Here is a 14,216-nt window from a genome sequence, read left to right as displayed (position 1 = left end):
GTGCGGGGGGGGGGGGGCGGGGGGGCGGGGGGGGGGGCGCCGGGGGGGGGGGGGGGGCGGCCCGGCCCGGGGGGGGGGGGGGGGCGCCCCCGGCCCCCCCCCCCCCCCCCCCACCGCCGTACGCCGTCAGTCCTTGCGGTGTCTGCCGCCGCGGGTGGAGTCCGCGGCGGACTCCACGGCTTCGCCCTCGCGGGCCTCGCGCTCGGCCTTGTCGCGCTCCGCCTTCTCCTCCTCGGCCTTCTCGGCCGCCTCCATCTCCGCGAACACGTCGATGGGGGCCGGCGCCTTCGCCAGAAACACCCAGGTCAGCCAGACGGCGAGCAGGAACGGCGGGATCTTCAGGATGACCAGGATCCAGCCGAGCTGCTCGGTGTCGGCCCACCAGTACAGCGGGAAGAGGATCGCGCTCTTGGCGAGCAGGATCAGACCCCAGGCGTAGCTGGCCTTGGTGTACGCCTTCTTGCGGCCCGGGTTACGGGTGCGCCAGGAGAGGTTCTCCTTGAAGACCGGTCCGAGGATGAGGCCGATCAGCGGCACTCCGGCCAGTGAGGTGACGATGTACGCCATGGCCAGGCCCAGGGTGTAGAGCATGCCCGGCAGGTAGAAGTTCTTGGCGTTGTCGGTCATCATCGCGAAGACCACACCGAAGGCGACGCCGAAGACGCCGCTGAAGGCGTGCTTGACGGTGTCCTTCATCACCAGCCGGACCACGACCAGCGCCAGCGACACGGCCAGCGCCGCGATCGCCGACATGTGCAGGTCGTTGTTGAGGGTGAAGATGGTGACGAAGAGCAGACCCGGCAGCACCGTCTCGACCATGCCCCGCACGCCGCCGAACGCCTCGAACAGCGCGGCCTCCGTCACCGCCCGGGCGTCGTCCGCTTCCGTCTCTTCGGTCGGCTTGTCGAGCGACGTCACCGGCTACTCCCGTCCGAGGGGTCTCAGTTCGTATTTCGGGTTGAAGAGCACCCGGCGGCCCCGGCTCATGGAGATCCGGCCCGATGCGATGAGCTTGCGCCCCGGCTCTATGCCCACGATGGAGCGTCTGCCCAGCCACACCACGTCCAGTGCGGCGGAGCCGTCGAACAGCTCGGCCTCCAGGGCCGGGACGCCCGCACGCGGTCGCAGGGTGACCGTGCGCAAGGTACCAGTAACCGACACGATCTGCCGGTCCTGGCAGTCGCAGATGCGGGTGCAGCCGGCGGTGTCGGCGTCCTCGCGCAGTTCCTCGGACTCCAGGTCCTCCTGCGACGAGGAGAGCCGGTCGAACATGCGCCGGAACCGGCTCACCGGCCTGTCGGAACGCGGAGCAGCACTCATATCTGAAGCGTACCGGGGCGCGCCGACAGCCAGACACCCTCTCCGGGCCGGTATCGCGAGGCTCACTTCCGGCCCCTCGTCCTGCGCTCACTTCTCGAAGCGGTACCCCATGCCCGGCTCGGTGACGAAGTGCCGCGGGTGGGCGGGGTCCGCCTCCAGCTTGCGGCGCAGCTGGGCCATGTAGACGCGCAGGTAGTTCGTCTCGGTCCCGTACGAGGGCCCCCACACCTCCTGCAACAGCTGCCTCTGGCTGACCAGGCGCCCGGTGTTGCGGACGAGCACCTCCAGGAGATGCCACTCGGTGGGCGTCAGCCGTACGTCCTTCCCGTCCCGGTGCACCTTCTTCGCGGCCAGGTCGACGGTGAACCCCGCGGTGTCCACGATGACGCCGTCCTCGCCGCCCGCAACCGGCTCGGCCCGGCGGACGGCGGCGCGCAGCCGGGCCAGCAGTTCGTCCATGCCGAAGGGCTTGGTGACGTAGTCGTCGGCTCCCGCGTCCAGTGCCTCGACCTTCTCGTCGGAGGAGTGCCGGGCGGACAGCACCAGGATCGGCACCCGGGTCCAGCCGCGCAGGCCCCTGATCACCTCGACGCCGTCCATGTCGGGCAGGCCCAGGTCCAGCACCACGACGTCGGGGTGGCGGGCGGCGGCGAGCTGGAGGGCGGTGGCGCCGTCGTGGGCGGCGTCGACGTCGTAGTGCCGTGCCTTGAGATTGATCACGAGGGCACGCACGATCTGCGGTTCGTCGTCGATCACGAGCACCCGGGTCATCGGGCGGCCTGCCTTTCTGCTGTCGCGGAACGCGCTGTGGCGGAGTTCGCTGGGGCGGAGTGCGGTGTCGCGGAGTGCGGTGTCGCGGCTCCGGGGGAGCCCGCCGCGCGGAGGGTGAGCACCATGGTGAGGCCGCCGCCGGGGGTGTCCTCGGCGTTCAGGGTGCCGCCCATCGCCTCGGCGAAGCCCCTGGCGACGGCCAGGCCGAGCCCCACACCCGCCCCGCGCGGAGCGTCTCCGTAACGCTGGAACGGCTCGAAGATGCGGTCCTTGGCCTCGTCCGGCACTCCCGGCCCCCGGTCCACGACCCGCACCTCGACGCGGTCCGCGAGGGCGCTGGCGGCGACCAGGACGCTCCGGCCGGCGGGGCTGTACTTGACGGCGTTCTCGACCAGGTTGGCCATCGCCCGCTCCAGGAGCCCGGCGTCGACGGCGACCATGGGCAGCGTCTCCGGGATGTCCAGCTCGGCGCTCCCCTCGGGCACCCCGCCGAGCGCCATCGGCACCACCTCGTCGACGTCGATCTCGCGGATCAGCGGCGTGACCGTGCCGGTCTGGAGGCGGGACATGTCGAGCAGGTTGCCCACCAGGTGGTCGAGGCGGTCGGCCCCCTCCTCGATGCCCTCCAGGAGTTCCGCCTGGTCCTCCTCGGACCACGCCACGTCGTCGGACCTCAGACTCGTGACCGCCGCCTTGATCCCGGCGAGCGGCGTACGGAGGTCGTGGCTGACGGCGGCGAGCAGAGCCGTCCGGATGCGGTTGCCCTCGGCCAGCGCGTGGGCCCGGTCGGCCTCCTCGCGCAGGCGTCGCCGGTCCAGGAGCACGGCGGCCTGGGCGGCGAAGGCGGCCAGTACCCGGCGGTCCTCGGCGGGCAGGACGCGTCCGGTCAGCGCGAGGGCCATGTGGTCGCCGACCGGCATGTCCACGTCCGCGTCCTCGGGACGCCCGACCGGCGGGCCCGCCCCGGCCCGGCCGGCGCAGGTCCAGGGCGACACGTCGTCCTCCCGTTCCAGGAGGGCGGCCGACTCCATGCCGAAGGTCTCGCGGACCCGCTCCAGCAGCGCCTCCAGGCTGGTCTCGCCGCGCAGGACGTTGCCCGCCAGGAAGGAGAGGATCTCGGACTCGGCACGCAGCCGGGCGGCCTGGTGGGTGCGGCGGACCGCGACGTCCACGACCGAGGCCACGGAGAGCGCGACGCCCACGAATATGGCCAGCGCGAGGATGTTCCTCGGGTCGGCGATGGTGATCCGGTTGACCGGGGGCGTGAAGAACCAGTTCAGCAGCAGGGACCCGACCGCGGCCGAGGCGAGCGCCGGGTACAGCCCGCCGAGCAGGGCCGCGGCCACGGTCAGCGCCAGGTAGAACAGGACGTCGTTGGCGAGCCCGAGGTGGACGGTGTTCAGCAGCAGCGTCAGCAGCACCGGTCCGCCGAGGCCCGCGATCCAGCCCCAGACGATCCGGGAGCGCCCGAGCCGCGCGCCCCTGGCCACCGGCAGTCCGCGGCCCTTGGCGACCTCCTCGTGGGTCACGATGTGGACGTCCAGATCGGGGCCGGACTCGCGGGCGACCGTGGCGCCGACGCCGGGGCCGAAGACGTACTGCCACGCCTTGCGGCGCGAGGATCCGAGGATGATCTGGGTGGCGTTGACGCCCCGCGCGAAGTCGAGCAGGGCGGCCGGTATGTCCTCGCCGAGCACGTGGTGGAAGGTGCCGCCGAGATCCTCCACCAGGGTGCGCTGCACCGCCAGCTCCTTCGGGGAGGCCGAGGTCAGCCCGTCGCTGCGGGCTATGTACACGGCCAGCACCTCGCCGCCGGCGCCCTTCTCGGCGAGGCGCGCGGCCCGCCGTATCAGCGTCCGGCCCTCGGGACCGCCGGTCAGACCGACCACGATGCGCTCGCGCGAGCCCCAGATCTTCGAGACCCGGTGCTCGCTGCGGTACTGCTGCAGGTACTCGTCGACGCGGTCCGCCACCCACAGCAGTGCCAGCTCCCGCAGGGCGGTGAGGTTGCCGGGGCGGAAGTAGTTGGACAGGGCCGCGTCCACCTTGTCCGGCTGGTAGATGTTGCCGTGGGCCATGCGGCGGCGCAGCGCCTGCGGCGACATGTCCACCAGTTCGATCTGGTCCGCGCGCCGCACCACCTCGTCCGGCACGGTCTCCCGCTGCCGTACGCCGGTGATGGACTCGACCACGTCACCGAGTGACTCCAGGTGCTGGATGTTGACGGTCGAGACCACGTCGATGCCGGCGGCCAGCAGTTCCTCGACGTCCTGCCACCGCTTGGCGTTGCGTGCGCCGGGAACGTTGGTGTGCGCCAGCTCGTCCACCAGGGCCACCCGCGGGGCCCGGGCCAGCACCGCGTCCAGGTCCAGTTCCGTGAAGCGCGCGCCGCGGTGCTCCAGCTCCCGGCGCGGGACCTGCTCCAGACCGTGCAGCAGCACCTCGGTGCGCGACCTGCCGTGGTGTTCCACGAAGGCCACGACGCAGTCGGTGCCCCGCTCCGTGCGGCGGTGCGCCTCGGACAGCATCGCGTACGTCTTGCCGACGCCCGGCGCCGCGCCGAGGTAGATCCGAAGCTTGCCGCGTCCCATGGCCTCATTGTCTTCCGGTCACCGCTGAGTGCGCAGCGTCGACCCTACGGCCAGTAATCCCGGCAAAACGGGGCAGGGTGCCGGATGCGGGTGCTCTTTGACGGAACTCTGACGTCCGTGGACGCCACGGCTCGGGCCGCGGACGTCACCGCTCGGCCGCGGGGGCGTTCTCGCCGTCCCGCAGTTCCAGAACCCAAACGGTCCGGACCGGATCGCCGCCGTGGCGCGGGGCCCTTCCCGTCCGGCGAGCCCTTCCGCCCCCGGCACGGCGGAGGGCCGCGTCCCGTGCGGGGCGCGGCCCTCCGTAGGGAGTCCTGTCTAGCGGACCTCGGTGATCTCCGGTCCGCGCTGGAGCTGGCCCATGCCGCCGGCGAAGCGGGATCCCTCCTCCTGCTGGACGCCCTCGGGGACCATCTGCGCGTCGTTCGGCAGCTTGAGGACGATCGGGTCGCGGGGGGCCATCGGGCCCTCGCCGCGGACCACCACCGTGTCCCGGAAGATCTGCTCCAGCAGGCCGGCGGCCTGCGGCTGCACCGCGCCCTGGCCGGAGATCACGCCGCGCAGGAACCAGCGGGGGCCGTCCACACCGACGAACCGTACGACCTGGAAACCGCCCGTGCCGTCCGGCAGCTGCACCGGGACCTGGGCCCGCAGCTCCCAGCCCAGCGGGCCCTCGACCTCGTCGACGATGCCACCCTGCTGGGTGATGCCGGAGCCGATCTCCTCACGCACCTCGCCCCAGATGCCCTCGCGCTTGGGCGCGGCGAAGCCCTGCAGCTGGATGGCGCTGTCGCGCAGCACGACGGTCGCGGCGACGATCGCGTCGCCCGCGACCTCCACCCGCAGTTCCATGCCGTCGACTCCGGGTACGAACAGGCCGCCCAGGTCCACCCGGCCCTCGGCGGGGTCGCGGACCTCGGTGCTGTCCCAGGGGCCGTCGGGCCTCGGTTCGGGCTCGAGCCGCACCCGCTCGCCCCTGCCGTCCGCCTCGGTGTCGACGCTGTCGACGACCTGCTCGGTCTCGCCGGCCGCGTCCTCGGCGGCATCCCTCTTCTTGCGACGTCCGAACACGTCACTGTCCTTCCCGGTCGGATACGACCGAAGCGTATCGATTCCCACCCGTCGGGCCGCCCTCGGCGACCTGACCGCTTGTGCCGCTTGCACGGTCCGTCTCGGCGTGGCCGCCGGTGGACCCGAAGCCCCCTTCGGCCCGCGCCGAGTCGGGAAGCTCCGCGACCTGGCGGAAGCGGACCCTCTCGACCTGCTGGACGACCAGTTGGGCAATCCGGTCGAAGCGCTCGAACCGCACCGTCTCGCGCGGGTCGAGATTCACCACGATCACCTTGATCTCCCCACGGTACCCGGCATCAATCGTCCCCGGGGCATTCACGAGGGCGACACCGCAGCGGGCGGCCAGACCGGAACGTGGGTGCACGAAGGCCGCGTACCCCTCGGGGAGCGCCACAGACACGCCCGTGGGCAGCACGGCCCGCTCGCCGGGCGCGAGTTCGCAGCCGACGGTGGTCCGAAGGTCGGCGCCGGCGTCGCCGGGCTGCGCGTACGTCGGAAGCGGTACGTCGGGGTCGACGCGGCGGATCAGGACGTCGAGTTCCGGCCTGGGCTCCCGGTGCTCCCGGTCCTGGCGGCTCACGGGTTCACCTCGAAGGCGCGGGTGCGGCGGACCTGGTCCGGGTCGTCCATGGCGGCGCGGATCTCCTCCTCGCGGCCGTGCTCGACGAAGTGGTCGATCTTGACCTCGATGAAGAGGGCGTCGGCGCGGACGGCCACGGGTCCGTCGGGGCCGCCGATCCGGCCGGTGGCGGTGGAGTAGATCTTCCGGCCGGCCACGGCGGTCACCTCGGCCTCCAGGTACAGCGTCGTGTCGACGGGCACCGGCCGCAGGAAGTCGGTCTCCAGCCGGCCGGTCACCGCGATCGTGCGCAGCAGCCAGTTCAGCGAGCCGAGGGTCTCGTCCAGGGCGGTGGCCAGCACGCCGCCGTGGGCCAGTCCGGGGGCGCCCTGGTGGGCGGGCCGCACGGTGAACTCAGCGGTGATCGACACGCCTTCGCCCGCCCGCGCCTGCAGGTGCAGCCCGTGGGGCTGGTCGCCGCCACAGCCGAAGCACTGGCCGTAGTGCGCGCCGAGCAGTTCGCCGGGGGCGGGTGCGTCGGGGTGCCGTACGGGTTTCACGGCGTCGGCGGGGGGCTGAAGACCTGAGGAAGTACCACTCACAGGCGCAGACCTTACCCGCGCGTCGGCCGAACACCGATACCGTGCCAAGCTTGCTCCATGCAGCTCTCCACGGCCCCGTACGAAGAACGCCTCACCGCGCCCCGCACCTGGTGGGTGGGCTCCTTCCTGGTGGGGCTCTCGTTCGCCCTGATCCTGCTGCCCTTCGGCACGCTGCCGATGCTGGGCGGCCTGGCCGGCGGAACGGCGGTGGCGGCGGTGGCGGCCAGTTCGTACGGCGCGGTCCGCATCCGCGTCGTGGGCGACTCGCTGATCGCGGGCGAGGCGAAGGTGCCGGTGTCGGCCCTGGGCGAGGCGGAGATCCTCGATCCGGAGGAGGCCCGCGCCTGGCGCACCCACAAGGCCGACACCCGTGCCTTCCTGCTGCTGCGCGCCTACATCCCGAGGGCCGTGCGCGTGGTGGTGACCGACCCGCAGGACCCGACGCCGTACCTGTACCTGTCGACCCGCGAGCCGGAGCGACTGATCGAGGCCCTGGACGCGGCGAAGGCGGCGGCGTAGCGCACGCGCGGGGTCAGTGCCCGCCGTCCCCGCCGGGGCGGCGGCCGCCTTCCTCCGTGCCGAGCTCCTTGGTGAGGGCGCGCATGTCCAGGGCGTCCTGCGGTCCGTCCAGAGCCGGAAGCTCGTCGAGGGCGCTCCAGGGCACCTGGCGCTTGCGCAGGTCCGCGCGGATTCTGGCGGCCAGCTTTCTGGTGTCGCGGCGGTTCATGACGGCGCCCACGGCCGCGCCCACCATGAACGGCATCAGGTTCGGCAGGTCACGCACCATCCGCTTCATGATCTGCTGGCGCAGCTGGCGCTTCATGTGGCTGTTCATCGCGGAGCCGAGGCTCGACGGCTTGGACACGTCGACGCCGCGTTCGTCCGACCAGGAGTTCAGGTACGCGGTGCTGCGCTGCGCGAGGCTGCCGGGCGGGCGTACGCCGTAGACCTCGTGGAGTTCGGCGATCAGCTTGAGCTCGATCGCCGCGACGCCGGTGATCTCGGCGGCCAGTTCGGCGGGCATCGCGGGCGGAACGGGCATCATCGCCGCCGCGCCGACTCCCGCCCCGACGGTCGCCGTGCCCTTGGCGGCGCCCGCCACGAGCCGGTCGGCGAGCTCCTCGGGCGGGAGACCGGGGAACTGACGGCGGAGCGTCGCCAGGTCCCGTACGGGCACGCGCGGCGCCAGGTCGATGATCCGGTCGGCGAGGTGCGCCAAGGCCGCCCTGGCGCGGTTGCCGCCGTTGCGGACGCCCTGGCCGGCCTTGTGCCGGAACGCCGCTGCCCGTCGCCGGGCAGCGGGTGCCGGTGTCCGCGCGGTCGCCGGGAGGTCACCCCGGTCGGCCGCCGGCTCGAGCGAGGCCGTCCCCGTATCGGTCGGGCCCCGCTCGTCGTCACGCGCGCCGTAGGAACCGTCGAACGGTCCTTGGTCCGCTTCCCGCCTGGAGAAGCGGCGCTTCCAGGGAGGGGTCGAGCCAGTCACGGCCGACCCCGCCTCAGTCGCAGTCGCGGCAGATCGGCTGGCCGTTCTTCTCCCGGGCCAGCTGGCTGCGGTGGTGCACCAGGAAGCAACTCATGCAGGTGAACTCGTCCTGCTGCTTCGGAAGTACACGGACGGCCAGTTCCTCGTTCGAGAGGTCGGCGCCGGGAAGTTCGAGGCCTTCCGCGGCCTCGAACTCGTCGACGTCGACGGCCGAGGCGGACTTGTCGTTCCGCCTGGCCTTCAGCTCTTCGAGACTGTCCGAGTCGACGTCGTCGTCGGTCTTGCGTGGAGTGTCGTAATCGGTTGCCATAGTCGCTCTCCCCCTCTGGGTGTCTGCGGTGTCTCCAGCGCACGTAACGCGTGAGAGGCCGGACTTGTGCCCGACCTGAGGCGGAGATTTTGCCTCACATCAAGGTCTGTTACTCAATCGACACCCAACCGGACTCCTCATGAGCGATCGGCTTGGATGGCGATGGGGACCGTACACGGTCCTAATACCGCACTTCAAAGGCGCCTCACCGTGTACTTCCCGTGATCAGGACCCCTGAAAACCGGGATTTTCCCGGCTTTCCGACAGGGTGCATGATCACCGAGAGTGAATGGCGGAAAAGCCTCCGCTGTGATCGATCACACAGGCGACTCCCGGCCCGATGGCCTGGAAATTCCGCTCAAAGCGAACATCCTCGGGTCTCGGTGAGATGTCGGGGTCATGATCTCAGACGGGCAGCGTCACACGCATCACGAGCCCTCCGCCCTCGCGCGGTTGTGCGTAGATGTGCCCGCCGTGCGCCCGGGCCACGGACCGCGCGATGGACAGGCCGAGGCCGACGCCCTTGTCGCTGCCCGTGCGCTCGGTGCGCAGCCGTCGGAACGGCTCGAAGAGGTTGTCGACCTCGTACGCCGGTACGACCGGGCCCGTGTTGGTGACCACCAGGACCGCCTGGCCGTTCTCGACCGCCGTGGTGACCTCCACCCAGCCCTGTGCGGCCACGTTGTAGCGCACCGCGTTCTGTACGAGGTTCAGGGCGATCCGCTCCAGCAGGACGCCGTTGCCCTGGACCACCGCGGGCTCGCGCGTGCCGCGGATCTCCACACCCTTGGTCTCCGCCTCGGCGTGCACCTGGTCGACGGCCTGGCCGGCCACCTCGGCGAGGTCCACCGGTTTGCGTTCGACGATCTGGTTGTCGCTGCGGGCGAGCAGCAGGAGGCCCTCGACGAGCTGCTCGCTGCGTTCGTTGGTGGCCAGGAGTGTCTTGCCGAGCTGCTGGAGCTCCACCGGTGCGTTCGGATCGGACAGGTGCACCTCCAGGAGGGTGCGGTTGATCGCCAGCGGCGTGCGCAGCTCGTGGGAGGCGTTGCCGACGAAGCGCTGCTGGGCGGTGAAGGCCCGTTGCAGCCGCTCCAGCATGTCGTCGAAGGTGTCCGCCAATTCCTTCAGCTCGTCGTCCGGGCCGTCCAGCTCGATCCGCCGGGAGAGGTCGGAGCCCGCCACCGCGCGCGCGGTGCGGGTGATCCGGCCCAGGGGCGACAGGACGCGACCGGCCATGGCGTAGCCGAAGGCGAAGGCGATCACGGCGAGGCCGAGCAGGGCCAGCAGCGAGCGGCTGAGCAGCCTGTCCAGGGCGACCTGGCGCTGGTGGTCGATGCAGTCGCTGATCGCTGCGTTGAACTGCGACAGCGACAGATTTCCGTTGGTGACTCCAGGACAGTCGTTGCTCGCGACCTGGAGGTCCTGGAAATCGACGATCTTGTAGAGCGGCTGGTTGCCGGTGCGTACCGCCTGGGCGGCGAGCAGGTAGATGATCGACAGCAGCAGGATGCCGGCGATCAGGAACATGCCGCCGTACAGCAGCGTGAGCCTTATCCGGATGGTGGGACGCAGCCAGGGCAGCGGGGTGGCCGACCGCGGGTCCCAGGTGGGCTTCGGAGGCGCCCCGGGGGGCGCGGGTGTCGTCGCCACGGTCGATCAGATCCGGTAGCCGGAGCCGGGGACCGTGACGATGACGGGCGGCTCGCCCAGCTTGCGGCGCAGCGTCATGACGGTCACGCGCACGACGTTGGTGAACGGGTCGGTGTTCTCGTCCCAGGCCTTCTCCAGCAGCTGCTCCGCCGAGACGACCGCGCCCTCACTGCGCATGAGCACCTCCAGCACGGCGAACTCCTTGGGGGCGAGCTGCACCTCCTTGCCGTCGCGGAAGACCTCGCGGCGGTTCGGGTCGAGCTTGATCCCGGCACGCTCCAGGACGGGCGGCAGGGGCACGCTGGTACGCCGGCCCAGGGCACGCACGCGCGCGATGAGCTCGCTGAACGCGAAGGGCTTGGGCAGATAGTCGTCGGCGCCGATCTCCAGGCCCTCGACCCGGTCGCTGACGTCGCCGGAGGCCGTGAGCATCAGGACGCGCGTGGGCATACCGAGCTCGACGATCTTGCGGCACACGTCGTCGCCGTGCACGAGCGGGAGGTCTCGGTCGAGGACGACCACGTCGTAGTCGTTGACGCCGATGCGCTCCAGGGCGGCCGCGCCGTCGTACACGACGTCGACGGCCATGGCCTCCCGGCGCAGTCCGGTGGCCACCGCATCGGCGAGCAGTTGCTCGTCCTCGACGACGAGTACGCGCACGTCGCTTGTCCTTCCTGTGTCCACCCGCGTAGCGCTTCTCGGCGCACGAGGGCAGGGGGCTGGTGGGTGTGTTGCCTCCATCCTGCCCTTTTCGGCCATAAGTCGGCTGTAAGGCGGGTGAGGGGCCGGTGACGGACCGGAGCGGCTCCGCCGGACGGGACGGCCGGGAAAGCGGCGGAGCGGGAATGCGGCGGAGCGGGAACAAGATTTTCTCGCGTGGTCGCGGGAATGCGAGATTTTCTCGCGCGGTTGAGGTTTCCGCGAAGGGGAGCTGGGGGAGGACGGCTTTACACCCCGCGATCACGCTCTGCCTGTACCGCGTCACCGCGCGGCACGCCGTGGTCCGCTTCCGCAGAGCGGGCGTGGGTGTCCGGCACCGTCGCCGCCCGGCCGGGCAGCGCTGGGCACTCCACCGGAGACGTGATCGCCCCTTCCGAACGGCACACCCCCGTGCCATCGACCCACGACCCAGGACGAGGGGGCGCAGCATGGACGCTTTCACCGCAGGACTTCTGCAGCGCATAAAGACGACCGAGTCCGACCTGTCCCGCGCCCGCGACGAGGGGGACGAGTTCCTCGTCGACGTGGAGCTGGGAGAGCTCGACGACCTGCGCCGTCTCGCTGCCGAGCACGGTGTGGAAGTCGGCGCGACCGGCGTCTGACCGGCCCGTGTACGACAAGGCCCCGGCGAGATCCAGCGCCGGGGCCTTGTCGTACGTGCCTGTCGCCATACGGCGGTTCCTGTCGTCGTACGGCGGTTCCTGTCGTCGTACGGCGGTTCGCTCTCCCGGGGAACGTGAGCGCGCTGCCGCACGACGGTGGGCCACGCCCGGCCGAGGGCCGGAGCGCCCTGGCACACAGCCGGGGAACGCCGGCACCGCGCGGGCCGGCCCCGCCTTCCCCGGTGGGTGCGCACCGCCGCACCCACCCCGGAACGCCGGTCCCGAGCCACGCAAGGACCACCGCCCTGCGGAACGCCACGACTCAACGTCCGGCGCCGGGTCCGCCGCGGCCGCAACGCCGACGCGGCGGACCACCGGGGGCGTCGGCCGCGGCCTGCGGAGTCCGCCGGCCGGGCGGCCTCCGCAGGGGCCCGGTCGGCGGTTCGGGTCGCGGGTGACCGACGATGCCTGATCCCCCCGCGTCATTCCCCGCCCGCGCCCGTGCCCGGCCGCCGCGCGGGCCTACGCGCCGAAGTCCGTCAGGAGCCGCTGGAGGGGCTCGAACACCTCCGGGGTGGCCGCGATCGTCAGATCGCCGGACGGGCGCTCACCGGGGCGTCCACCGGTCACCGCACCCGCCTCCCGGGCGATCAGGTCGCCCGCCGCGAGGTCCCAGGGGTGCAGTCCACGCTCGTAGTAGCCGTCGAGGCGTCCCGCGGCCACGTCGCACAGGTCGATCGCGGCCGAGCCGCCGCGCCGGATGTCGCGTACCAGCGGGATCAGCCGCCGCGCGATGTCGGCCTGCTCGGCGCGGACCTCGGCGACGTAGTTGAAGCCGGTGGAGACCAGTGCCTGGTCCAGCGGCGCCGCGGACCGGCAGGCGAGCCTGCGTTCGCCGTCCCAGGATCCCGTCGCCCAGGCTCCACCGCCCAGCACCGCGTGGTACGACTCACCCCGCATCGGGGCCACGACCGCCCCGGCCACCCGCTCGCCGTCCTGCTCGGCGGCGACGGACACCGCCCAGGTGGGCAGTCCGTACAGGTAGTTGACCGTGCCGTCGAGCGGGTCGATGACCCAGCGGACGCCGCTCGTGCCCTCCGTGACGGAGCCCTCCTCGCCGAGGAAGCCGTCGTCGGGGCGGCGGTCGGCGATCAGGCCGGTGATCAGCTTCTCCGCAGCGATGTCCATCTCGGTGACGACGTCGATCGGGCTGGACTTGGTGGCGGCAACCGCGAGGTCGGCCGGGCGGCCGTCGCGCAGCAGCTCGCCCGCGCGGTGGGCGGCCTCCTGGGCGATCTTCAGCAGCTCGGCATGGAGAGGGTCGGGCGTCACGGCGGTCACGGGGCTCCTCACGCGTAGGGACTGTCGGCGCCCGCGGCGGCGGGACGGGGGGCACGGGCGGGGCAGCAGCCGACCGGGCACAGGTTGTGGCTCGCGCCGAGCGCGCCGAGGGCGCACGGCGCGGCCTCCTGCCCGCGCTCGTCCCCGGCCCGCTCCAGGACGAGGTCGCGGACCGCGGCGGCGAACCGCGGGTCGGCGCCCACGGTGGCCGAGCGGCGCACCGGCAGCCCCAGCTCCTTCGCCTTGGCCTTGGCCTCGGTGTCGAGGTCGTACAGGACCTCCATGTGGTCGGAGACGAAGCCGATGGGGGCCATCACCACGGCGGGGACGCCGGCCGCGTGGCGCTCCTCGAGGTGGTCGCAGATGTCGGGCTCCAGCCACGGGACGTGCGGAGCGCCGGACCGGGACTGGTAGACGAGCTGCCAGGGGTGGTCGACGCCGGTGCGCTCGCGGACGGCGTCGGCGATCACCTGCGCCACGTCCAGGTGCTGGCGTACGTACGCCCCGCCGTCGCCGTGCTCCTCGGCCGGGCCGGAGGCGTCCGCCGCGGAGGTGGGGATCGAGTGGGTCGAGAAGGCGATGTGCGCCCCGTCCCGGACCTCCTCGGGCAGCTCGGCGAGGGACCGGACGACCCCGTCGACCATGGGCTCGACGAAGCCCGGGTGGTTGAAGTAGTGCCGCAGCTTGTCGATCTTCGGTAGCTCCAGGCCTTCGGTCTCCAGCGCGGCGAGCGCGTCCGCGAGGTTCTCGCGGTACTGACGGCAGCCCGAGTACGAGGCGTAGGCGCTGGTGGCCAGGACGAGGATGCGGCGGCGTCCGTCGCGGACCATCTCGCGCAGGGTGTCCGTCAGGTACGGCGCCCAGTTGCGGTTGCCCCAGTAGACCGGCAGGTCCAGGCCGTGCTCGGCGAAGTCCTTGCGGAGGGCGTCCAGCAGGGCGCGGTTCTGGTCGTTGATGGGGCTGACCCCGCCGAAGAGGAAGTAGTGCTGGCCGACTTCCTTGAGGCGTTCCTTGGGGATGCCGCGCCCGCGCGTCACGTTCTCCAGGAACGGGACCACGTCGTCCGGGCCCTCCGGGCCGCCGAACGAGAGCAGGAGCAGGGCGTCATAGGGGGTGGCATCGAGCACGTCTGGCATGTCTCGATCCTGCCACCCGGCACTGACAGCGGGAAAACGGTGGGAGCCGACGGTGCGTCA

Annotated in this window: 15 protein-coding genes; 2 read left to right on the top strand and 13 right to left on the bottom strand. The window is 71.9% G+C overall.

The features are described from left to right. Positions 1–126: 126 nt before the first annotated feature. From ACH4F2_RS27360 to ACH4F2_RS27330, 7 genes are all read right to left on the bottom strand, one after another. Positions 127–918, bottom strand: coding sequence for a DUF3159 domain-containing protein (locus ACH4F2_RS27360; protein ID WP_398135402.1), 792 nt, complete (start codon positions 916–918; stop codon positions 127–129). A gap of 3 nt (positions 919–921) precedes the next feature. Continuing rightward, positions 922–1,320 carry an OB-fold nucleic acid binding domain-containing protein gene (locus ACH4F2_RS27355; protein WP_398135401.1) on the bottom strand — a complete coding sequence of 133 codons (399 nt, stop codon included), beginning with the start codon at positions 1,318–1,320 and terminating at the stop codon, positions 922–924. A gap of 87 nt (positions 1,321–1,407) precedes the next feature. Beyond that, a complete protein-coding gene (locus ACH4F2_RS27350) occupies positions 1,408–2,091 on the bottom strand; it encodes a response regulator (RefSeq protein WP_398135400.1) in 684 nt (227 codons plus the stop codon). After that, positions 2,088–4,682: an ATP-binding protein gene (locus ACH4F2_RS27345; RefSeq protein WP_398135399.1), complete on the bottom strand. Its 2,595-nt coding sequence runs from the start codon at positions 4,680–4,682 to the stop codon at positions 2,088–2,090. The genes ACH4F2_RS27350 and ACH4F2_RS27345 overlap by 4 nt, the downstream gene beginning before the upstream one ends. Before the next feature lie 318 nt (positions 4,683–5,000). After that, positions 5,001–5,753 (bottom strand): DUF3710 domain-containing protein, encoded by a 753-nt coding sequence (locus ACH4F2_RS27340; RefSeq protein ID WP_398135398.1) that lies wholly within the window; start codon positions 5,751–5,753, stop codon positions 5,001–5,003. Between the two features lies 1 nt (position 5,754). Next, a complete protein-coding gene (gene dut, locus ACH4F2_RS27335) occupies positions 5,755–6,333 on the bottom strand; it encodes a dUTP diphosphatase (protein ID WP_398135397.1) in 579 nt (192 codons plus the stop codon). Further along, the gene (locus ACH4F2_RS27330; RefSeq protein ID WP_398135396.1) at positions 6,330–6,914 is read right to left on the bottom strand and encodes a PaaI family thioesterase; all 585 of its coding nucleotides are present in this window, start codon (positions 6,912–6,914) and stop codon (positions 6,330–6,332) included. Before ACH4F2_RS27330 ends, dut begins: the two co-directional genes overlap by 4 nt. A gap of 57 nt (positions 6,915–6,971) precedes the next feature. On the opposite strand from ACH4F2_RS27330, the gene ACH4F2_RS27325 reads away from it, so the two are divergent. Then, positions 6,972–7,433: a DUF3093 domain-containing protein gene (locus tag ACH4F2_RS27325; protein WP_398135395.1), complete on the top strand. Its 462-nt coding sequence runs from the start codon at positions 6,972–6,974 to the stop codon at positions 7,431–7,433. Positions 7,434–7,446: 13 nt separating this feature from the next. Here ACH4F2_RS27325 and ACH4F2_RS27320 read toward each other — a convergent pair whose 3' ends face one another. From ACH4F2_RS27320 to ACH4F2_RS27305, 4 genes are all read right to left on the bottom strand, one after another. Beyond that, positions 7,447–8,397: a hypothetical protein gene (locus ACH4F2_RS27320; protein WP_398135394.1), complete on the bottom strand. Its 951-nt coding sequence runs from the start codon at positions 8,395–8,397 to the stop codon at positions 7,447–7,449. Positions 8,398–8,410: 13 nt separating this feature from the next. Continuing rightward, positions 8,411–8,707, bottom strand: coding sequence for a DUF4193 domain-containing protein (locus ACH4F2_RS27315; protein WP_003993510.1), 297 nt, complete (start codon positions 8,705–8,707; stop codon positions 8,411–8,413). A gap of 405 nt (positions 8,708–9,112) precedes the next feature. Beyond that, complete coding sequence (locus tag ACH4F2_RS27310; protein WP_398135393.1) at positions 9,113–10,357, bottom strand: sensor histidine kinase; 1,245 nt, start codon at positions 10,355–10,357, stop codon at positions 9,113–9,115. 6 nt (positions 10,358–10,363) lie between these two features. Further along, positions 10,364–11,017, bottom strand: a complete 654-nt coding sequence (locus tag ACH4F2_RS27305; RefSeq protein ID WP_003993508.1) for a response regulator transcription factor — start codon at positions 11,015–11,017, stop codon at positions 10,364–10,366. A gap of 488 nt (positions 11,018–11,505) precedes the next feature. Here ACH4F2_RS27305 and ACH4F2_RS27300 point away from each other — a divergent pair, with 488 nt between their 5' ends. Then, the gene (locus ACH4F2_RS27300; protein WP_398135392.1) at positions 11,506–11,679 is read left to right on the top strand and encodes a hypothetical protein; all 174 of its coding nucleotides are present in this window, start codon (positions 11,506–11,508) and stop codon (positions 11,677–11,679) included. Positions 11,680–12,201: 522 nt separating this feature from the next. Here the strand turns inward: ACH4F2_RS27300 and ACH4F2_RS27295 are convergent. Together ACH4F2_RS27295 and ACH4F2_RS27290 are read right to left on the bottom strand one after the other, a co-directional pair. Continuing rightward, positions 12,202–13,020 (bottom strand): inositol monophosphatase family protein, encoded by an 819-nt coding sequence (locus ACH4F2_RS27295; RefSeq protein ID WP_398135391.1) that lies wholly within the window; start codon positions 13,018–13,020, stop codon positions 12,202–12,204. 8 nt (positions 13,021–13,028) lie between these two features. After that, positions 13,029–14,156: a ferrochelatase gene (locus tag ACH4F2_RS27290; RefSeq protein ID WP_398135390.1), complete on the bottom strand. Its 1,128-nt coding sequence runs from the start codon at positions 14,154–14,156 to the stop codon at positions 13,029–13,031. Positions 14,157–14,216: the final 60 nt, after the last annotated feature.

Origin of the sequence: Streptomyces sp. NPDC017890 (assembly GCF_044328675.1) — a bacterium.
Taxonomy (GTDB): domain Bacteria; phylum Actinomycetota; class Actinomycetes; order Streptomycetales; family Streptomycetaceae; genus Streptomyces.
The sequence above is the reverse complement of the archived record's forward strand: the minus strand, read 5'-3'. Positions and strand labels throughout refer to the sequence as shown.

What these genes read in the sequence shown, in the direction of transcription:
- ACH4F2_RS27355 (WP_398135401.1), bottom strand. Translation starts at nt 1,320, where the DNA reads ATGAGTGCTGCTCCGCGTTCCGACAGGCCGGTGAGCCGGTTCCGGCGC.
- ACH4F2_RS27350 (WP_398135400.1), bottom strand. Translation starts at nt 2,091, where the DNA reads ATGACCCGGGTGCTCGTGATCGACGACGAACCGCAGATCGTGCGTGCC.
- ACH4F2_RS27345 (WP_398135399.1), bottom strand. Translation starts at nt 4,682, where the DNA reads ATGGGACGCGGCAAGCTTCGGATCTACCTCGGCGCGGCGCCGGGCGTC.
- ACH4F2_RS27325 (WP_398135395.1), top strand. Translation starts at nt 6,972, where the DNA reads ATGCAGCTCTCCACGGCCCCGTACGAAGAACGCCTCACCGCGCCCCGC.
- ACH4F2_RS27315 (WP_003993510.1), bottom strand. Translation starts at nt 8,707, where the DNA reads ATGGCAACCGATTACGACACTCCACGCAAGACCGACGACGACGTCGAC.
- ACH4F2_RS27300 (WP_398135392.1), top strand. Translation starts at nt 11,506, where the DNA reads ATGGACGCTTTCACCGCAGGACTTCTGCAGCGCATAAAGACGACCGAG.
- ACH4F2_RS27290 (WP_398135390.1), bottom strand. Translation starts at nt 14,156, where the DNA reads ATGCCAGACGTGCTCGATGCCACCCCCTATGACGCCCTGCTCCTGCTC.